Origin of the sequence: Paraflavisolibacter caeni (assembly GCF_025628885.1) — a bacterium.
GTDB classification, from domain to species: domain Bacteria; phylum Bacteroidota; class Bacteroidia; order Chitinophagales; family Chitinophagaceae; genus Flavisolibacter; species Flavisolibacter caeni.
In genome coordinates this window covers 285,422-306,538 of record NZ_JAOTIF010000002.1, presented here as the reverse complement: position 1 = coordinate 306,538, position 21,117 = coordinate 285,422, and the positions used below count along the sequence as shown (strand labels likewise).

The window sequence follows — 21,117 nt, the reverse complement described above, 5'->3', positions numbered from 1 at the left end:
CTATGACAAGATGTTTGATTATTGCAATTATTATACTGTTTTCGTCGTGCAACTCTGGAAAAAATAAGCCTGATGTTTCTAACATTAAAACGGATGTCGAAATAGAACGTTTTGAGAAAAGCTTTTTCACACTTGATACAAACAATCTGGCAAAGGGCATGGCTGGCTTGCGCAATGCTTTTCCTCGCTTTTATCCTGTTTTTTTCCAAAACGTTTTACTGATCAACCCAATGGATACAGCCAACTTTCCCATTATTCGCCAGGTGATCTCAAGCTACAAAGGCATTTACGATTCCCTCCAAAAGAAATATAAAGACCTTGACTGGCTGGGGGAAGACCTTGAAAACAACTTCAGGTATGTAAAGTATTATTATCCACAATACCACCTTCCAAAAGTCATTACTTTCATAGGCACGCTAGATGCGCCCGGTGCGGTACTGGCTCCTGAATACCTCGGCATTGGACTGCAACAGTATGGAGGCAAAACATTTTCTGTCTACCAGGATCCTGCTGTTCAGCAATTATATCCGGCTTACATTTCCCGCCGGTTTGATAAAGAATATATTACAGCCAATTGCATGAAAGCAATCGCCGATGATATATATCCGGACAAGTCTGCTGGTAAACCGTTCATTGAGCAAATGATCGAAAAAGGAAAAAGCTGGTATTTGCTGGACAAATTCTTACCCGATGCACCTGATAGCGTGAAAACAGGTTATACAAAACGGCAACTGGATTGGGTAGAAGAAAATGAAGGAAATATCTGGGGCTATATTGTAAAAAATGAAAACCTGTACACAATAGAACCAGCGACAATCCAAACCTACCTGGGAGAAGCACCTTTTACACAAGGTATGTCCGAGGCATCGCCTGGCAATATTGGTCAGTGGGTTGGCTGGCGCATTGTACAGCAATATGCTGGTAAGAATAAAGACCTGTCTCTGCAGCAAATATTGCAGGCAGAACCCAAAACAATTTTAGAAGGAGCGAAGTACAGACCCAAATAGGCAATGAATGCGTGTAAAACAAAATTGATTATTCATTATTGATGATGAAGCCTCAAAAATTACAGCTAATCCTGCATTGAGCCAATAATCAATAATGAATAATCAATTATGATTTATCCAGACGTTTAGGAACCTCTATCAATCTTTACGCAGACAGGGTTTCCACCACCTTCATCCATTCTTCGGCTATGCGGCCCTTGCGTTTGGCCACCTGCTCCAGGGGCACATAGTTCATCCGGTTGTTCAATATGCCCACAAACACATTGTAGCGGCCCTCCAACAAACACTCCACCGCATGATAGCCCATCCGAGAGGCAATCAGCCGATCCAGTCCCGTAGGGGAGCCCCCCCGCTGGATGTGCCCCAAAGTACACAACCTTGTGTCCAGGTTGGGCAGCCGTTCCTTGATCAGGCGGTACAGCTCAATGCCCCCATACTCATCCCCCTCGGCCACCACAATGATGTTGACCAGCTTCTTCCTTCTTTCCTTCTCCTGCAGGGAGGTGATGATGGCCTCCGCATCGGTCTTCCGCTCGGGGATCAAAATGTTCTCCGCCCCCGTGGCTATACCCGAATGCAGGGCAATGTAGCCCGCATCCCGGCCCATCACTTCAATAATGAACAGGCGGTCATGGGCATCGGCAGTATCCCGAATCTTGTCAATGGCATCAATGGCGGTGTTGACCGCTGTGTCAAAGCCAATGGTGAAGTCGGTGCCGGCGATGTCTTTGTCGATGGTGCCTGCCAGACCAATGCAGGGGATGTCGTATTCTTTACTCAGGTTCAAGGCCCCCTTGAAGGAGCCGTCCCCCCCGATGACCACCAGGCCGTCGATTTCATTTTTCTTGAGGACCTCATAGCCCTTTTTCCGGCCTTCGGGGGTGTAGAATTCCTTGCAGCGGGCACTTTTCAGAATGGTGCCCCCCCTTTGGATGATGTTGGCCACCGAGCGGGACTCCATTTTGAAGAGGTCTTCTTCCAACAGCCCCTGGTAGCCGCGCATGATGCCATAGACCTCCAGGCCGTAGTAGATGCCGGTGCGCACCACCGCCCGGATGGCGGCATTCATGCCCGGGGAATCCCCTCCGGAAGTCAGAACTGCTATGCGCTTTATCTTCTTTTTCATTGCGGATAATTGATTGTATAATAAATTAGAATCTTCATGTTTGAAACAATCATTAAAAATACCTTTTAAAAACAATTTCATAATACCACCTGTATCATTCTTATAGTACATCCTCATCAGGTTTCTCTATGACGTTCTACAATACCCCACTCGCAATAGTAATTAATAATTGTTTATTGATCTATCATCTCACAGGTTATCAAATACAAAAAAGCCCCTTGTAGAAACAAAGGGCGTCTAACGATTGCTTGCCATATGAAAACTCTTAAAATATATTGAACTAACTCTTGCCATCAGGCCCTGGTTAGTATTGATCTTCGTTATTGTAATCTCGATTACAGTACAAAGATATATAAATGTTTAATCGATTAAACGAATAATTTGTTAAGGAATTCAAAACTGAAAAAAACAGGAACAATTATCAACAATACACACTGAATATCAAACACTTACAATAGAATAGATATTATCTATAATACTATAGTCTTTATCTATTAAACGAAAAGCAAATAATTCCAGCCATGGCATTATTCATCACTCATTCAATCATCATCCATCACCTCACTAAGCACCTGCCATTTCCACCTTAAACTTCCTTTTTCTAGTTGTATTTGAACGGCGTTATCATCTCAAACGCCGGGATATTAACCTCAAATACCTCCTTGGTCTCCAGGTTTTCCATCGCATAGGTTCCATACATACGTCCCATCTCACTTTTCAGGTTGCAACCACTTACATATTGATAGTTTTCGCCACTATTGATCACAGGTTGCACGCCTACTACACCCTCTCCTTCTACTTCTCTGAATTCACCATTGCTGTCAAAAATATACCAGTGCCTGCTGTGCAGTTTCACTGGAAAATGGTTGTGGTTTTCAATTGTTATCCGGTATGCAAACATGTACTCTGATAACATGGGATTGGAATAATCTTGCTGGTAAAAAGTTTCCACACTAACTTGTACACCTTCCGATATCTTGCTTATCATAACACAATCTTTTGTGGTAAAAATAATCTGTTTGAGTTCCGATACAAGTCTTTCGTACTTCAAACGCTCTATTTTTGTTACGAAAAAAATATACCAAATATGAAAATAGCTGTTGCAAAAGGTGATGGAATAGGTCCAGAAATCATGGATGCAGTACTTAAAGTATTCGATGCCAATAAGATAGACCTGAAGTATGAATTTGTGGAAATGGGGAAATGGGTATTCGACAAAGGCTTCTCAAACGGGATGACACCCGAGGCGCAACGTACTATTGAAGAATTGGGTATTTTATTTAAGGGCCCGATGGAAACTCCAAAAGGTAAAGGTGTAAAAAGCGTCAACGTTACTGCACGCAAAACATGGAATACATATGCAAATAAACGTGTGTTTCAAAGCCTTCACGGAGTAGATACAGTTTTTTCCAAGGCAGCCATACCCATTGACCTTACGATCGTACGAGAAAACATTGAAGACACTTATGGTGGCATTGAACACATGCTTACCCATGACGTTGCTCTTAGTCGCCGCTTTATTACCCGCCCCGGAAGTATGCAGGTGATCAGGTACGCATTTGAAATGGCCAGGAAAAAGAACGCCCGGCGCATTACTTGCGGGCACAAGGCCAACATTATGAAGCTTACAGATGGATTGTTCCTGGATTGCTTCTATGAAGTAGCTAAAGAATATCCCGAACTGAAAGCTGATGACAAAATCGTAGATGATCTGGCAATGAAACTGGTCGTTAGCCCTGACGAGTTTGATGTAGTAGTACTGACCAACTTACAAGGTGATATTATCTCCGACCTCTGCGCTGGTCTCGTTGGCGGACTGGGCTTTGCACCTTCTGCAAATATTGGCGACCATATTTCCATTTTCGAGGCAGTGCATGGCACAGCTCCCGACATAGCAGGCAGAAACATTGCCAACCCAACTGCATTACTGTTAAGTGGTATTGCCATGCTGCGCCACCTCGGCTTGATGGAAAACGCCGCTATAATTGAAAATGCACTGCTTTACACCCTCGAGCAGGGCGTTCGCACCGGCGATTTTGGAGACCGTAGCAAACCTGCTTTGAATACAACTGAGTTTGCAGACGCTATCATCAGCAACTTCGGAAAAACGCCACAAATGGGAGCTAAAGAAGTCCTGCCCAACAAAAAAATAACTCCTACAGTATTTAAACTGGAAAAAAATCCAATGATGGTTTCCACCGAAATGCAGCAGGAAAAAATTGCAGGTGTTGATATGTTCATCGAAAGTAGTGAACAACCTGAAGTGATTGCTCAAAGATGTGTACACCATGGCGGTACTAAGTTCAGATTGATCAACATCAGCAACCGTGGTACACAAGTTTGGCCTACTGGTTCCCGTTATACCAACCTGGTAAACCTTTACAACGTTCGTTTTGAAGGCTTGAGCGAACAGGCCTTAACCCAGTTGGATATCATTGGTCTTTATGTGACCCTTTGTGCTGAATTCAAAATAGCTTCCTTCGAACTCCTGAATATGTGGAACGACAAGAAAGCTTACAGCTTAGCACAAGGTCAATAAATTTCATATTCTAAATTTTACATAAACAGGAGCAGTTTCCAACTGCTCCTGTTTTTTTGGTAATATCCTATCTTTAAAACCCAAACTAACTTACATGTACATACGCTCTTTTTTTTTGTTAATTCCTTTCGCGAATAAATGCAATAGAAATGGAAATTAAAACCATCGATTTGACGAAAAAAAGAAATTTCTCCGCTAATTAATATGAAAAAGTGCTCGAAAAGATGAAACAAAACACGCCTAAAATTGATTAGCAAATAGCATTATATAAAAAGGCTGACGCAGTGTTACTGGTCAGCCTTTTTATATAAAATCTGCGATACTTTCTGGTGCCTAAACCTTTTTCGCATTCTTATACCCATTTTTCAACAACCACTGCATCACCTTCTCTCGCTGGTCACCTTGGATAATAACCTCACCATCTTTAGCCGAACCACCAGTACCGCAAAAGTTCTTTAATTTCTTACCCAAATCTTCCAGGTCTTCTTCCTGTCCAACAAATCCATCTATCAAAGTAACAGTCTTGCCTCCTCTGTGCTTTGTTTCCAGCTTTACCTTCAGCTTTTGCTGTTGTGGAGGCAAAGTATCCTGACGCTCCTGCTCTTCACCTTCAAATTGAAAGTTTGGATCAGTACTATATACAAATCCGAATTTATCGCTTTTGTTTTTCTTGCTCATACATCAGTTTTCAAATTCTAATTTGAAATTACAAACTTAATATTTTCCATTGCCCTTCTCTATCAAACCACCACTGCCTTCAAACTCAAATCCACACTCTTCGCCTGGTGAATCAAGCCGCCCACACTCACATAATCAACACCAGTTGCAGCATACGCTTCAATATTTTGTAAGTTGATCCCACCACTGGCTTCCGTTTCAAAATCTTCACCAATGATGTGTATCGTTTCTTTGATTTGTTCCGGAGTAAAGTTATCAAGCATAATACGAAACACCTTTCCTCTTGCCATGGTAGCAACTTTGTTGACATCTTCAAGAGAGCGGGTTTCCACTTCTATTTTCAGATCCGGGCGGTAGCGTTGCACATAATCATGTGCCCGGTTGATGGCCTCTTCTATGCCCCCACAGTAATCAATATGATTATCCTTCAGCATGATCATATCATAAAGACCAAAACGGTGATTGACACCTCCTCCGATCCTTACCGCCTCTTTTTCAAGTAATCGAAAATTTGGTGTAGTCTTCCGTGTATCCAGCAATCGGGTTTTATAACCCTTCAGTTTATCTGTATATTCCCTGGTCAGTGTGGCAATACCACTCATGCGCTGCATACAGTTCAACACCAGGCGCTCGCACTGCAGTATAGTGTGCACAAATGCATCTACCTCAAAAGCTGTCTCACCAGCTTCCATGATTTCGCCATCAGCTTTATGCCGTATAAACTCAACGGCAGGCGTTCTAAAACGAAATATCTTTTCTGCAACATCTACACCCGCCAGTATACCTTCCTGTTTAATTTTCAATACAGCTTTTCCCTTTGCATCTGCCGGAATGCAGCAGAGCGTCGAATGATCGCCATCACCAACATCTTCCAGCAAAGCAGCATCAACTAATTTGCGCAATTGTTCTTCAAAATTCTTCATAACACCAAAATTAACCATGGACGTGCAGGATTATTTAGTATAGATCGTCTTTTTTATAAGACTGTGTATTTTGAACTGCTGCCCTCTTTACAAACAACAGAAAAATAATACGTAGTTCCTTTAAAGTCCATGCTTTACAATATATCTTCCTTCGGCAGAGCATACCTTAAGTAGGGATGGTGTATAGCTGAAGCACACTTCAAGTATACTTAGTGCACGAAACAGAATTTGCCCCCCTCCCTTTTCTTAACCCATATCTGAACCATAATTACTCCCTACCTACTCCATAGCTAAGCCGTATCATAGGCGTACTTTAGGTATACATCAGCCGTACCTAAGCCTAGGCTACTTCGACCATCCTTCGATCATCCTTCGACCATCCTTCGACTATGCTTCGACCTGAATTGAGCAAATGCTCCTAAATAAGGGGAAAACAACCTACAGGCAGAACGCCTTCAATGCTTTGAACGGAGTAAGGTGGAGCTGAGTCTAAAGGTACAAAACCAACCCCCATCCTCCAAGTTTTGCCCCCCAACTCTCAACTTCAAACTCCAAACTTCCAACTCCAAACCTCAATACCCCAATCGTCATTCCCACCATCCTCAGATTCAGATTCGAAAATCCCTTCACGAAAAAGGCCACTCGGTTGAGCGGCCTTCAATTTCTTTTTATCCTACTTAATCTAGGCATTCCGCGGCTACTGGAACCGAAGCTCCCGTACCAACTGCCTCCCATTGATCGTTTTCATATAAACGGTCGTGCGGTAATTACCAGATTGCGTAAGCAGCGTACCAATACAATACTGGTTGCCATTATTCTCCCCTTTATGTTTCAATTCAAAACCAGTGACTCCGTTATTGGAAAAGAAATCCTTGAGGATCATCACAGCCTGGGCCTTGCTGTAGGTATCACTTTTGCCAGGCAACGAAATTTCTACATTATCATCAATGTACTTGGAAATTTCAGTGGCATCCCCCTTCCGCAATGCATTTACCACTTCATCTATTCCCCTTATAGGTGTAAATGCGGTTAAAAGAAATAAAAAGCTGATCGTGGTCAGGGCAAATAATTTTTGCATACATTATGTTTGTCGGCCTGCAGGGATCGAAAAGTGTGCCATGCAGATGAGTTTGGTACGAATTGGGCGTAATTTAAACAAAACCTTTACGTTTTCATAGATTTGCAGCCTCTAAACAAAATTTGTAATTTCTTCAATTCTAATAAAATGCAAGACCGTAAAGTCATCCTCGTGATCATGGATGGTTGGGGTTTAGGTAGTGTAAAAACTTCTGATGCCATCCAAAATGCCAATGTTCCCTTTGTACAATCCTTATATTCCCGCTTTCCAAACACCACTTTGACCACCTGCGGCGAAGCCGTTGGCCTCCCAGAAGGACAAATGGGTAACTCAGAAGTAGGTCACCTGAACCTTGGCGCCGGCCGAATAGTTTACCAGGAACTGCAACGCATTAATGTAGCGGTCCGTGAAGGCGAATTGGCTCAGAATAAAACCCTGCAGGATACCATCAACTACGCTCTGGAAAATAAAAAAGCTTTACACCTGATTGGCTTGGTAAGTAATGGAGGAGTTCACTCCCACATCAATCACCTCAAAGCTCTTCTGGACGTTTGCAAGGCAAAAGGTTTGACTGAAGTGTTTGTACATGCCTTTACAGATGGCCGCGACTGCGATCCGAAAAGCGGGCTGGCCTTCATGGAAGAACTGCAAGCACATATGGCTCAAAGCACTGGTAAAATAGCTACTGTAGATGGACGCTATTATGCTATGGATCGCGATAACCGCTGGGAGCGTGTCCAACTGGCCTATAATGCCATGGTAAAAGGCATCGGGGAAAAAGCTTCCTCTGGCGTTGAAGCTGTACAACAAGCTTATGCCCAAGGTGTAACAGATGAGTTTATTAAACCGACCGTGATAGAAGAAGGTGGCAAGCCAGTTGCAACTATTCAGGCCGATGATGCAGTTCTTTGCTTCAATTTCCGCACCGACCGTTGCCGCGAAATCACTAAGGTCCTGTCTCAGACAGACTATCCGGATTACGGAATGAGCAAGTTGCCATTGTATTATACTACGATGACTGAATACGATTCTACTTTTGAAAATGTACACGTCATTTTTGAAAACGATAACCTGAATAAAACCTTGGGTGAAGTTCTGGAAATGAATGGCAAAAAACAGATCCGCATTGCAGAAACAGAAAAGTACCCGCACGTTACTTTCTTCTTCAGTGGCGGCCGTGAAAAGACCTTCGAAGGTGAAAAACGTATCCTGGTTCCTTCACCTAAAGTGGCCACCTACGACTTAAAACCTGAAATGAGCGCTATTGAATTGACAGACGCTATTATTCCGGAAATTGAAGCCGGCTCTGCTGACTTTATTTGCCTGAACTATGCTAATGCCGACATGGTTGGTCATACCGGTGTATTTGAAGCAGCTATAAAAGCAGTTGAAACTGTTGATAAATGCGTGGAAAGAGTAGTCAACGCTGCTTTGAAAAACAACTACACTGTTTTCCTGACTGCAGACCATGGTAACGCAGATTATATGATAAATCCAGACGGCACACCTAATACAGCTCACACTCTGAACCTGGTACCCTTCTTTATCATTGATGGCAATTGGGAAGGAAAAATAAAACAAGGAAAACTCGGTGATATAGCTCCAACTATTTTAACCATGATGAATCTGCCTATCCCTGCAGAAATGACTGGTGATGTGTTGGTTGATTTTGATTAATGGTTTTCAACTTTAAGCAGAGGCTGTATCAAATGTATGATACAGCCTCTTATTATTCAGGTTGGTGATGGAATCAATTTCCATTGATGCAATGCATAACGCCTTCAATTTACTTTTGATACAGCACCTTTTAATTTTCTTTTCCCTTTTGGATGTCCCAAACTAACCTCCTCCTATACACTTTTTTTCTTACTTACGCAGCTTTTTACTTTAAAAAATGTCTTAACTTACAGGCAACCATTCGGAAACCATATGACCGAGGAAGCCATTTTACAAGGTTGTTTGAAGAACAGCGCTAAAGCCCAGAAATCATTGTACGAAAAATACAGTGGTAAAATGCTGGCAGTTTGCTACCGGTATGCTCATAATCGGGAGGATGCAGAAGATATGCTTCAAGAAGGCTTCATCAAAGTGTTTTCACAAATTCACACTTTCAAAAGCCAGGGAGCATTCGAGGGATGGATTAGAAGGATTATCATACATACCTGCATTAATAACCTGAAAAAAAACAAAAAGTTTAAGGAAAGTGTTGACCTGATCCATGCAAACAGCCTGCAAATAAGAGAGGATACCATTCCTTCCATACTTCAGGCTAAACAGGTAGTTGAATGCATCAGACTGTTGCCCATCGGCTACCGAACTGTATTAAACTTATATGCTATTGAGGGATTTTCGCACAAAGAGATCAGCGATTTGCTAGATATAGAAGAAAGTACCAGCAGAAGCCAATATACAAGAGCAAAAGCAATGTTGGAAGATATACTGATCAAAAAGAACATCCTGCAAAAACCAAGACAAATCTATTTGCTTGCATCAGGGGGCGAATAATGAACCCTAAAATAGTTGACTGATTATGCAGAGAAAGATAAAACATGATGATTTTGAGCGTTTTTTACAACAAAATGCTGACCAGGTCCGGATGTATCCTTCTTCTGCCGTCTGGAAAAACATTTCAAGAGACGTCAATAAACGGCGCAGAAGACTGATTGCTTTTGTTGCCTCATTAATTCTGACAATTTCTGCTGGTGGTTATTTTGTATGGAATGAATTTAATACCACAACTGCTGAAAACCACGAAGTATCAAGCCCATCCAAAATGATTCCTTCTGTATTACCCCACCACAGAATTGCATCTACAACCCCAACCTATCTGAAGAAATACAAACAACAAACTTCTATTCAATCATTCAAATCTAATAAAGGCAGCAAGGAAATTCCTTTATTAACTGTTCAACCTATATTTTCCGACAGAACCATTGAAGAAAGGCAAAGTCTTTTGACCTTCATGCAGGAAGATCTGGTACCATTCAACAGGATGACCGGGGCCATGAACGAATTGATTGCTTTGCAGAGCAGCAAAGGATTAACCAATAATTTTCCATTGAATGAGTATAGTAAAAATATTAAGGATATTCCTGTTCAATTAGATTCTGCAAAAGCAGAAGAAGCAATTGCAAAAATCAACACGAGAGAAGAAAAATTACAGTGGCAAATCTTTTTCAGCCCTAATATTAGTTATCGCAAGCTTTCTGAGAATAAATCATTTGTACAGGCATCGACGCCACCTTCTTTAGCCTTCAACTACCTTGGGCTATATGACGTGAATAATGCAGTTACACATAAGCCGAATATAGGCTTTGAACTAGGCGTTATGTCTAAATACACAATTTCGCCAATCGCAAAACTTAGGGCAGGTTTTCAATTCAATGTCAGCCGCTATGACATCAAAGCATTTAATTACACACCAGAAGTTGCCACGATCGCACTCAATAATGGCTATCGGGTTGATTTGATCAATACCATTTCCAATTACCGCAACTTTAACGGTGGCAAAACCAACTGGCTAAAGAACTACTACTTCCAGGCATCAGTTCCTTTAGGAGTTGAAGTGAAGCTGACAGGTACCAACAAGATGCATGTTGGGGTTGCTTCAAGCCTGCAACCTACTTACATCATTGGCGACAGGGCATATTTAATCACCAATGACTATAAAAATTATGCAGAGCTGCCCTGGCTCATCCGCCGCTGGAATATAAACACTAACCTGGAAACTTTTGTATCTTATTCATCTGGCAAAACAAGTTGGCAGGTGGGGCCGCAGGTGCGCTACCAACTACTTTCCAGCTTTGTCAGCAAGTATCCGGTTAAAGAAAATCTTTTTGACTTCGGTTTAAAAGTTGGCGTCACACTCAATAACCACTAACATCCTGGCTAATTGCTTTACAGTCCCCGCTTGCTGCGGGGCTTTTTCATGCTTCTTCGCCATTTGAATCATTCATCAGTCAAATTATTCATCATTTCTCTCGTCTGTGCTAATTTTAGCGCATGAATAAATTGATTTTTACCTCTTTGCTATGCTGTGCCCTTTTATATTCATGTAAATCAAAACAAAAAGAAGGAGAAGAGCCCAACGAATTTTTCCCTGTTCTTTCCTTTTTAAAAAGCCAGGTTGCCCATATAGATACTTCTTTCTACCAGATCATTAAGGTACAAAATGAAAATGGCCACTCTGATACAGCCTATATCAAGAGAGAAGAATTTAAGACCTATGCCAGAGACTTTTTTTCAATACCGGATTTATCATCAGATGATTTAAAGGATGAATACACAGAAACTAAATTATATGATGATGCCATAAACCGGGTAGTGTTAAGCTACTCTCCTAAAAAAGTAGATGGTGGAATACAACGCCAGGACATTACCATATCGCCTAGCGGCGATAGCAGTAAGGTAGAAACCATTTACATAGACTGGGTGGATGATAAAGGAGACAGCGTCGTTCATAAAAAAATGTTCTGGCAAATGGATAAGAGTTTCCAGATAATTACCAGCATCTCAAAACCAGAACAACCAGAGCGTCTGAAAACACTACAGGTTTCATGGCGCCAATTCGCTCCGGCAGAATAATTGCTCCATTCATCTTATTGCTAATCATGACCCAATCTGAATTTCAAATTATTGCACCTACATTACCAAACCTGCCGGGCATTTATAAATATTTCGATACCGGTAATAATTTGTTGTATGTTGGTAAAGCAAAAAATATTCGCAAAAGAGTTAGCTCTTATTTTCTGAAAAACCTCTCCAGCTATAAAACACATGAGCTGGTAAAGAGAATACATAGGATTGAATTTACCATAGTGCATTCAGAACAGGATGCTTTCCTTCTGGAAAACTCTTTAATAAAGCAGTTCCAGCCCCTTTTTAATATCAATTTAAAAGACGACAAGACCTATCCATATATTGTCATCAAAAATGAGCCCTTCCCCCGTGTTTTCTTGACTCGTCAAAAAATTGAAGATGGATCTCAGTATTTTGGGCCATATACCTCAGTGGGTAAGGTAAGGGACCTTCTGAATTTCATCAAACAGACCATCCCACTTCGTACTTGCCCCCTGAACCTGACTGAAAAGAATATTGAAAAAGGTAAGTTCAAGGTTTGCCTTGAATACCATCTGGGCAATTGTAAAGGCCCTTGTGAAGCGCACCAGTCACTGGATGACTACAATGAAAATATCAGCCAGGTTAAAAACTTCCTCAAAGGAAATCTCGGACCTGTTATTCAGCATTTTAAACAAGAAATGAAACATCATGCCGAGGGATTGGAGTTTGAAAAAGCCGAACAGGTACTAAAGAAGATCAATTATCTGGAGAACTACCAGGCACGTTCTGTTGTAGTAAGTACGACTCTGAGAAACCTGGATGTTTTTGCTTTCCAGAAAGATGATGATACTGCCTACCTCAACTTTTTAATGGTTGTAAATGGAGCCATTATCCAAACAAAAACAGTAAAGATTGAAGCGCAACTAGACGAGACGGACGAAGAAATATTAGCGCATGCGATAGCACAGATCCGAAGCACTTATGATAGTGAGGCCAAAGAGATTGTTGTTCCCTTTGAAATTGAGTATAATGAGCCCGACGTAACAGTGACTGTTCCAAAGGGTGGTGACAAGAAAAAACTACTTGAACTTTCAGAAACAAATGTCAATTACTTCATCAATGAGATCAAGAATAAAGAACGATTAAGACTTACCGCTAAAGGAACTGATAAGACGTTCGTATTACAGCAAATACAAGACGACCTGCAATTATCTGAGCTCCCTGTGCACATAGAGTGCTTTGACAACTCTAACTTCCAGGGGAGTTACCCTGTTTCTGCTATGGTTTGTTTTAAGAACGGCGAACCCAGTAAAAAGGATTACCGATGTTTTAATATCAAAACCGTACAGGGCATCAATGACTTTGCATCCATGAAGGAGGCCGTTTACAGACGTTATAAGCGCCTGTATGAAGAAAAATCACCTTTCCCTCAACTGGTGATCATCGATGGCGGTAAAGGGCAATTAGGAGCTGCACAGGAAGCCATTGAAGAACTGGGCTTATCTGGCACCATGACATTAATTGGTCTTGCTAAAAATGAAGAAGAGATTTTTTTCGTGGGTGACAAAGAATCGCTCAAGCTTCCATATGATGCAGAAAGTCATAAAATGATCAGGCGCATCCGCGACGAAGTACACCGCTATGGGTTGACATTCCACCAAAACAAGCGAAGCAAAGGAACTTTCAGGAATGAATTGGAAGATATCAAAGGCATAGGAAAAAGTACAGCTAATCAGCTGTTAAAGGCCTTCCGGTCTGTCAAGAACATCAGGGAAAAGCCTTTGGAAGAAATTGCAAGTATCATCGGGCAAGCAAAAGCCAAGGTTGTGAAGGATTACTTTTCTAATGATAAAGAGCAATAAAGCATTTACCATAAAGAACATGAATAAAAGAGCCAAAAGAAATTAGATGATCATACGAATATGGTAAGTGAGGCAAACGGTTATAAGTAAGGTAATTGTGTAACAGGTAGAATAAATGAAAGCTCTAAAAAAAATAAGGGGCCAGGATTAAAATCCAGCCCCGTTTTTAAAATCCAATATCCTATGAAAAACCAAGGTAAAAATAGGGGAAATTTGTTGAACTTTTACAGATGTGTTTAACCTTTTTAGAAATATTTCTTCATATGAAATAAAAAAATCCCGCCGAAGCGGGATTTAAGTTTTTTATGTAACCAACATTAGTAAGACCAAAGGTCTTGCTCATAATTGAAGATACGTTCCTTGATATTATCACCTTCCAGCAATGCAAGGATAGGATCTTTAATTGCCTGGCGAACAGTCCTGTTAAATGGATTATCCAGAGTTGATTTAATGATATAGCTGCTGAACATGCGGCTTTCAAATAATTCTTCCCATGTCATACGACCCATACCCATATTCTTCGGATTGTATACCTCATACTTAGCCAGAATGGGTCTCAAGTCAGGGTAGTAAACCCAAAACATAACCGAACTTCCCCTCTCCTGTCCATTAGGCAGATAAGAAGTTTTCAAAGGCGCAATACCCAGGATACGAACGAACATACGGCTCGCTTCACGGTCAAATACCCATTCTTCCTTGATTCTGAATTTCATTACAGAATTAGGATCAAAACTGGATTGAGTTACCCGGTATTCAACAATCTTATTAGGATCATTAACATCTCTTACAGCAACAGTATCCGCTGGTCCGCCTGCAGTGATACCACTAACGCCTGCTGAATCCAAAGGAGTTGTGAAGCGATCATCAGAGAAGGTAGTGACTTCACCACTTCTAACAGCTCTTAACAGGATAGAAATGAAGCGTTGGTCACCATTATCATCTTCAGCCTGGTAACGGAACGGCATATTCATCTTTTCCCTAAGATCGACTTCTCTCCATACCTTTTCAGCAAACAAGGCGTCATCCCAACGCAGGTGCTCATAAGGTAAAGGCGTTCTTTCGTTAATGAAGCTTTTATCGAAAGCCGCATCAGGACGCATGGATTTCTTAATGACAGAATCATTATAACCCATAGAAGATGAATCAACCCTGATAGGAATGTTACCATAAGGATTGTATCCGGAAGGCTGTCCTGTATTGTTGTTTTGTTGTTGAACCTGCTGGCCAGGTTGCTGCTGAGTATTTGCCGCTGCAGCCCTTTTACGGCTTGTACGTTGTGCATCAGCATTTGCAAAAAGCAAACTCATACTTAAAACCAACAAGCTACATTTTATAACACGACTTCTCATCATTGCTTATTTAATATAATATACTAATGAAGGTAATTTTCTGCTTCTACCATCCTGACCTACTGCGCGGATATTATCAATAGTAACCAACCTACCCGCTTTCAAACCTTTAATGACATTCTGGGCACTTGGGCTCCAGGTATTTCCAGTACATGGGGCCTCAACGATATCACCATCATCAGTATCTGCAGTAAGTGTAAAACTAGTAACAGTGTATTTTAAATCGAAGGGAAAGTCCTTGATCCAGGCAGCCACACCAGATTGCGCTTTAAAGGCACCGGCGGAAACGTTATCACCGCTGGGAAGCCCCCCAACTGTAGCAACAGGATCTGGAATTGTGCGAACACGGAACTGGGATGCGCCAGCTACTTTTCCGTCAACAGAAACTGTAATGCGGCAATCGTCACTTACAGAAGTTACTCGTGCATTGTATTTACCAGGGCCAATTTTTGTTATAGAACCACCACCGCCACTAATAGATACCTGTACTTTATCATCACCACCACCACTGGCTGCGATTGTTAAAGGGTTGTCCACATTAATATACAGTACGTTCATTTTATCCAAGGCAATCGAAGCATTTGCTTGTCCTACTGTGTATTCAACAGACTCTTCAATTGTCTTTCTCTGGCCATCTTGATCAATGTAAGAAATCCTTACAGGAATGGAATGGTTACCTATACCGCCTGCGGCAAGTTTCATTTTTGCAACACCACCTTGAACTTGCGCAGCACTACCACCAATTGAAATGGCGGGCTGAGCTTGTGAGTTGAAAGCACCAACACCTGCAGTTATTTCTATTTCCTGACCAGGCATCAGATAATTTGAACTTTGGCCAACAATTGGAGCAAACTGGTCAAAGCGAACTTCAACCTGTCCAACTTGCTGATGACAGAATGCAACAACTTTATTTTCTGAAGTTTTTACATCGTTTTGGAATTTGCTCAAAATTGTAATTGCTGCTACAGTTGGAACCATACGGAAGTAAGCGCCTTCCCAGGTTCTATTGCTTTTATCCTGAACTGCAGGCATTCCAAGATTGATTTGCAAATCATTTGCGAGCTGTTTACCAATAAGCGGATCAATTGCCAACAAGTTTTTACGATATTCTGCTAGTTTTTGGTAGAGTTTCTTTCCCTCACCTTGCTCAACCATAATGCGTGTCGCAATATCCAGGTTATCTTGTTTGAAAGTTGAATCACCTTTTCTTGCTGGATCAAAATCTGCCTCCTTTAATATCCTGTCTTTCAAAACCTGAATATCACTAAACATTTGGGTTGTCAGCTTCTGAGCCTGGTCAGCTTTGCTATACCAAATTTTTGCTTTCTCTGCTGTTTCGGCTTCCGATGTTTTAGCCAGTAATGATTTCATTATGGCGCCGGTAGAAGCATTAATAGTTTTGTTAGTCGAGGTTAAGCTATTATCAACAGTTTTAAAGGCATTCAAGATCTCCGCTGATACATTCAATGCTAACAAGGCTGTTAACACCAGATACATCAGGTTGATCATCTTCTGTCGTGGCTCTTTAGGTAGTGCCATAATCTATTTTACGATTTAGGATTTTAGATTTTATACTTTACTTACCATTACTTCCCTGCATTGCAGTCAGCATATTGCCATAAATATTGTTCAGGCGGCTGAGGTTGTTTGCTAAAGAAGATACCTGCTCCTGTACGCGTTTAGCATCCTGAGCTGTACCATTCATAACAGAAGATGTTTCAGCCAGCTTGCCATAAAACTGGTTCAGGGTTTTCAGGTGGTTATTGCTTTCCTGCAATTCCAGTTCGTAGATCGTATTCAAGGAAGAAAGATTCTTAGTTAATACTTGGATCTGGTCGTGGAAAAGACGAGCGCCATCGGAAGCTGCATTGAAAGCACCAACAGAGTTTGCAGCATTGATGTATGCATCTTTAACCTGAGACAAAGCCGTGGTCACTTCCCTGGTTCTTTTTGTATAATCACCAGTAGCAGCAACAACATCTGAAATATCAGTCATGTTGCTAATTGTAGTGTTCAGCTTTTTGAAACCTTCACCCAGCCTATTCAGGTTGGCAGGAGTGATATCAGCTTCCAGCATAGCTTTTTCCATACTTCCCAATACACGGCCTCCGGGTGTAGCATCTACAAGAACCTCTTCACTGTGAGATGAATCTTTAACGGCAGGATAAATAATATACAGAACACCATACAATGCAAATATTATTGCTTCTGTTGATAAACCGATCCAAAGCCAGAGCTCTGCATCAGGAGCGTGGGTAATTTTTCTTAAAGCGCCCCAAATTACTAATGATGCACCAAACGAAACGGCTACATCAACATACTTACTTACTTTAGGAGGAATAGCTGCTGCCATAAAAAACGAGATTTTAAAAGGATTGTCGGTTAAAAATTTTAAAGTATAGGCAGGAGACAACCATATGCAGATTGTCTCTTGCAGTTATAACGAAAGAATTAAAAACTTATTTTCTTGTAGCCTGTGCTGGTAAATCAATTACTGAACGGAAACCTATATAGGATTTTGTAGAATCCTGGTACTCATAAGTACGAGTTCCAGTTTGAAGATAATAACCTACATCTTTCCAACTTCCGCCACGCAGAACCTTACGCTTCATTTTTGGAGGATCAGTATCCTTGGCATTCCAACGAACATCTGGGTTCATATCATGCTGGAAAGTATAAGATCCTTCATAATAAATGGATGAAGTCCATTCTGCTACATTACCGGACATGCAATACAAACCAAAGTCGTTTGGCCAATAAGCATCAGCACGCACAGTGTAGAAACCACCATCTTCAGGATAATTACCACGGCCAGGTTTAAAGTTAGCCAGCAAGCATCCTTTTTTATTTCTCAGGTAATAATTACCCCAAGGAAACATAGATTGTGAACGGCCTCCACGTGCAGCGTATTCCCATTGAGCTTCAGTAGGCAGACGAAAGTCGGACTCCTGAACGCGGCCTTTGCTTTCAAGCCATGAGTTTAAATAGTGTGTTCTCCACTCGCAGAAAGCTGTAGCTTGTTTCCAGTTCACACCTACAACAGGGTAGTTTCCGAAAGCGGGGTGAGAGAAGTATCTTTTGGTCATCGGTTCATTGTAAGAGTAAGCAAAGTCTCTGATCCAAACCAAAGTATCAGGATAGATCTTTACATCAGATTTAACAATAAACTGAGAGCGTGGTTTTCCGGCATTTTCTCTTTTTGCGGCTTCTTTCAGATCGAAGGTTTCTGAATGATAGATCAGCTTAGAGGCATCAATTTCTTTTTTGCCAAAAATGCGGTCTTCCGGAGAAAGCACCAGGTCTGTCTGACCTAACTGTTCAACAACTTTAGGATCATTCCATTTTAACTTTTGCATTTTTGCCCAATCCACATACTCAATACCATCAGAACTGCTTTTCACATAGCCCAGCTTCTTAGCAGCTATGGAGTCGCGCACCCATTGGGTAAACTGACGATATTCATTATTTGTGATTTCTGTAGCGTCCATCCAAAAGCCACTGATGGAAACAGAACGGTTACGTGCACTAAATGCATAAGAGGGGTCTTCATCGCTGGGTCCCATGTGGAAGGTTCCTTGAGGAATGTATACCATGCCGGGCGGCTTGGGTAATACATATTTTGAACCAGGAGCAACACCGACTAACTGACCGTTACCGACAAATGTAGTCCCTTTTTCCTTTTTTCCTAATGAACCGCAGCTAGTTAATGATATTGCTGCAAGGGCAATTATTGCCAGACGGTTTCTCATTTTCATACGTAGGGGTATTGAGCAAATATATGATTTTGATCCTAAGCTGAATTGATTTCTTATCATTTTAAGTTCCGGTTATTTAGACTTAACAATTGAAACGGCTGTTTTCCTTATTTATTGCATTTTTACCAAAATAATTCACACCTGCATCAAACTTCTGAGTGCCTCTATGGTTTTCACTGGCTGCTGGCATACATAGCCCTTGCATAAGTAAATCTGTAACCCATCTCCTGATTTGTCTTTCAACAAAGGCAGGGAGCTGTCAGCTGTTCCTGCAGCCATAAGCACTTTATGAGGGATGTAAACAGATAATAGCTCTTTCAGACTTTCATTATATCCTGGGCCTACAACTGCAATCTCATTAATGCCATAAATTATTTCGAATAAATCCGACAACCAAACACCGAAGGATGTAGGATATTTTACAACTACATCACAAAGGGATAAAACCATAGTCTCAGCCCTTTTCCTCCATTCTGGTTTATCGAAAAATAATGATAAATAATAAAGATTGCAAGCCATTAGTGAATTTCCTGATGGAACTGCTCCGTCATAAAGCTCTTTTTTACGCAACAGGACATCTTTTTGTGTCACATTGGTGTAAAAAAAGAAAGCGGATTCAGTATCTGCAAACTGCTTCATTACCTCTTCGGACAGGGTCTCTCCCAGTCTTAGCCATTTGTAATCCGCTGTCACCTGAGCAAGCTCAATCAAAGCTGCTATCAGGGTAGCAAAATCGTCTAGAAAAGCAGGATGTTTCGCCTGACCATTTTTCCACGTATGCCACCACTCACTTCCATTGGTAAAAGCATTGAGCAAGAACTGCATGTTCCTTTCAGCTACTTCCCTGTAATGAACATTACCCGTAGCTGCATATGCCTTTGAATAAGCCCGATTCACCAGGGCATTCCAGCTTAAAATCACCTTATCATCCAATAAAGGCTTGATACGATTACTTCTCGCCTCCAACAGCTTTCTTTTACCATCAGAAATGATTACGCGCAGGGCTGCCGGACTCAATCTGTTTTGACTGGCAAAGTCTTCAATAGCTAAAGAAGTATGTAGAATGTTTTTCCCTTCCCAATTCCCTTCTTTTTTGATATTGAAATACTGGCAAAAGATATCTGCATTTTCTCCAACTATAGCTCTTACTTCTTCATAGTCCCATACGTAAAACTTTCCTTCCTCCCCTTCACTATCTGCATCCAATGCACTGAAAAAACCTCCGTCAACATGCATCAAATCACTTTCAATAAACCGGAGCGTTTCATCAATGACTTCTTTATATTTTTCCTCTTTTGTTGCCTGGTAAGCCTCTGATAAAGAAGAAATCAATAAGGCGTTATCATACAGCATTTTTTCAAAATGAGGTACCAGCCATTCAGTATCTGTAGAATATCTGGCAAAACCACCCCCAACGTGATCGTAGATACCGCCCTGCATCATCTTATCTAAACTAAGAAGTGCTTGCTCCTTGGCCTCCTGATTACCTGTCAACTGCGCATAGCGCAATAAAAACTGAATCACAAAAGTCTGAGGGAACTTAGGTGCTCTTCCAAAGCCACCCCATACCTTATCAGCATTCTTCATGATGTTTTGAAACGCTGTATCCACCAGTTCCTTACTTACATTATCAGCGGGCGTTTCAATACCGAAAGAATTAGATCTTTCAAGATGGTCTGTCAGGTTCTCAGCCTGTTCTACTATTTCATCTCTTTTTTCTGTATAACTTTTTACGATCGCCTGCAAAACCTCTGTCCAGGAAGCACGGTTAAATGCCCTTTGGGGAGGAAAATAGGTGCCACCATAAAAAGGTTTACCATCTGGTGTCAAAAAAGCATTAAGGGGCCAACCACCGCTACCGGTCATAGCTTGGACGGCATCCATATAGATATGATCTACATCTGGCCGTTCCTCCCTGTCCACTTTTATGTTTACGAAATGTTCATTCATAATTGCTGCGACATCAGGGTTTTCAAAGCTTTCTCTCTCCATTACATGACACCAATGACAAGCTGCATATCCAATACTCACAAGAATAGGTTTGTCTTCACTTTGCGCTTTAGCAAACGCTTCCTCTCCCCAGGGGTACCAATCCACCGGATTGTGGGCGTGCTGCAATAAATAAGGGCTAGTTTCTTTAGCTAACCGATTGATAAAGGGCGACATAACTAAGATTCTTGAGTTTTGGTATTACAATAATCGTACTATGCGGCGAATGATCAAAGAATGAAACAAATTAA

17 protein-coding genes are annotated in these 21,117 nt (G+C 41.4%); 7 read left to right on the top strand and 10 right to left on the bottom strand.

What is annotated here, in order from left to right:
• The first annotated feature begins 2 nt into the window (after positions 1-2).
• A complete protein-coding gene (gene gldB, locus OCK74_RS05390) occupies positions 3-1,007 on the top strand; it encodes a gliding motility lipoprotein GldB (protein WP_279295985.1) in 1,005 nt (334 codons plus the stop codon).
• 145 nt (positions 1,008-1,152) lie between these two features.
• Here the strand turns inward: gldB and pfkA are convergent, their stop codons facing one another.
• Positions 1,153-2,244 (bottom strand): 6-phosphofructokinase, encoded by a 1,092-nt coding sequence (pfkA, locus tag OCK74_RS05385; protein WP_279295984.1) that lies wholly within the window; start codon positions 2,242-2,244, stop codon positions 1,153-1,155.
• Between the two features lie 490 nt (positions 2,245-2,734).
• On the bottom strand, positions 2,735-3,121 hold the full coding sequence (gene apaG / locus OCK74_RS05380; RefSeq protein ID WP_279295983.1) for a Co2+/Mg2+ efflux protein ApaG: 387 nt from the start codon (positions 3,119-3,121) through the stop codon (positions 2,735-2,737).
• Positions 3,122-3,220: 99 nt separating this feature from the next.
• Between apaG and OCK74_RS05375 the strand changes: the two genes are divergently transcribed.
• On the top strand, positions 3,221-4,672 hold the full coding sequence (locus OCK74_RS05375) for an isocitrate/isopropylmalate family dehydrogenase (RefSeq protein WP_279295982.1): 1,452 nt from the start codon (positions 3,221-3,223) through the stop codon (positions 4,670-4,672).
• Positions 4,673-5,005: 333 nt separating this feature from the next.
• On the opposite strand, the gene OCK74_RS05370 is transcribed toward OCK74_RS05375, so the two are convergent.
• The 3 genes from OCK74_RS05370 to OCK74_RS05360 all read right to left on the bottom strand — a co-directional run bounded on the left by OCK74_RS05370 (position 5,006) and on the right by OCK74_RS05360 (position 7,351).
• On the bottom strand, positions 5,006-5,350 hold the full coding sequence (locus tag OCK74_RS05370; RefSeq protein WP_279295981.1) for a translation initiation factor: 345 nt from the start codon (positions 5,348-5,350) through the stop codon (positions 5,006-5,008).
• A 62-nt stretch (positions 5,351-5,412) separates the two neighbouring features.
• On the bottom strand, positions 5,413-6,273 hold the full coding sequence (gene nadC / locus OCK74_RS05365; RefSeq protein WP_279295980.1) for a carboxylating nicotinate-nucleotide diphosphorylase: 861 nt from the start codon (positions 6,271-6,273) through the stop codon (positions 5,413-5,415).
• Positions 6,274-6,970: 697 nt separating this feature from the next.
• Positions 6,971-7,351, bottom strand: coding sequence for a DUF4783 domain-containing protein (locus OCK74_RS05360; protein ID WP_279295979.1), 381 nt, complete (start codon positions 7,349-7,351; stop codon positions 6,971-6,973).
• Positions 7,352-7,498: 147 nt separating this feature from the next.
• On the opposite strand from OCK74_RS05360, the gene gpmI reads away from it, so the two are divergent.
• The 5 genes from gpmI to uvrC all read left to right on the top strand — a co-directional run bounded on the left by gpmI (position 7,499) and on the right by uvrC (position 13,773).
• On the top strand, positions 7,499-9,028 hold the full coding sequence (gpmI, locus tag OCK74_RS05355) for a 2,3-bisphosphoglycerate-independent phosphoglycerate mutase (RefSeq protein WP_279295978.1): 1,530 nt from the start codon (positions 7,499-7,501) through the stop codon (positions 9,026-9,028).
• Positions 9,029-9,280: 252 nt separating this feature from the next.
• Positions 9,281-9,856 (top strand): RNA polymerase sigma factor, encoded by a 576-nt coding sequence (locus tag OCK74_RS05350; protein ID WP_279295977.1) that lies wholly within the window; start codon positions 9,281-9,283, stop codon positions 9,854-9,856.
• A gap of 25 nt (positions 9,857-9,881) precedes the next feature.
• Complete coding sequence (locus tag OCK74_RS05345) at positions 9,882-11,231, top strand: hypothetical protein (RefSeq protein ID WP_279295976.1); 1,350 nt, start codon at positions 9,882-9,884, stop codon at positions 11,229-11,231.
• 122 nt (positions 11,232-11,353) lie between these two features.
• A complete protein-coding gene (locus tag OCK74_RS05340) occupies positions 11,354-11,935 on the top strand; it encodes a hypothetical protein (protein ID WP_279295975.1) in 582 nt (193 codons plus the stop codon).
• Positions 11,908-13,773, top strand: coding sequence for an excinuclease ABC subunit UvrC (uvrC, locus tag OCK74_RS05335; protein WP_279295974.1), 1,866 nt, complete (start codon positions 11,908-11,910; stop codon positions 13,771-13,773). Before OCK74_RS05340 ends, uvrC begins: the two co-directional genes overlap by 28 nt.
• Before the next feature lie 317 nt (positions 13,774-14,090).
• On the opposite strand, the gene porN is transcribed toward uvrC, so the two are convergent.
• From porN to OCK74_RS05310, 5 genes are all read right to left on the bottom strand, one after another.
• A complete protein-coding gene (gene porN / locus OCK74_RS05330; protein ID WP_279295973.1) occupies positions 14,091-15,080 on the bottom strand; it encodes a type IX secretion system ring subunit PorN/GldN in 990 nt (329 codons plus the stop codon).
• A gap of 48 nt (positions 15,081-15,128) precedes the next feature.
• Positions 15,129-16,661: a type IX secretion system motor protein PorM/GldM gene (gene porM, locus OCK74_RS05325; RefSeq protein ID WP_279295972.1), complete on the bottom strand. Its 1,533-nt coding sequence runs from the start codon at positions 16,659-16,661 to the stop codon at positions 15,129-15,131.
• A gap of 37 nt (positions 16,662-16,698) precedes the next feature.
• Entirely contained in the window at positions 16,699-17,475 is a 777-nt protein-coding gene (gene porL / locus OCK74_RS05320; protein ID WP_279295971.1) for a type IX secretion system motor protein PorL/GldL, read from the bottom strand.
• Between the two features lie 106 nt (positions 17,476-17,581).
• Positions 17,582-18,877, bottom strand: a complete 1,296-nt coding sequence (gene porK / locus OCK74_RS05315) for a T9SS ring complex lipoprotein PorK/GldK (protein WP_279295970.1) — start codon at positions 18,875-18,877, stop codon at positions 17,582-17,584.
• 135 nt (positions 18,878-19,012) lie between these two features.
• On the bottom strand, positions 19,013-21,043 hold the full coding sequence (locus OCK74_RS05310) for a thioredoxin domain-containing protein (RefSeq protein ID WP_279295969.1): 2,031 nt from the start codon (positions 21,041-21,043) through the stop codon (positions 19,013-19,015).
• Positions 21,044-21,117 lie beyond the last annotated feature (74 nt).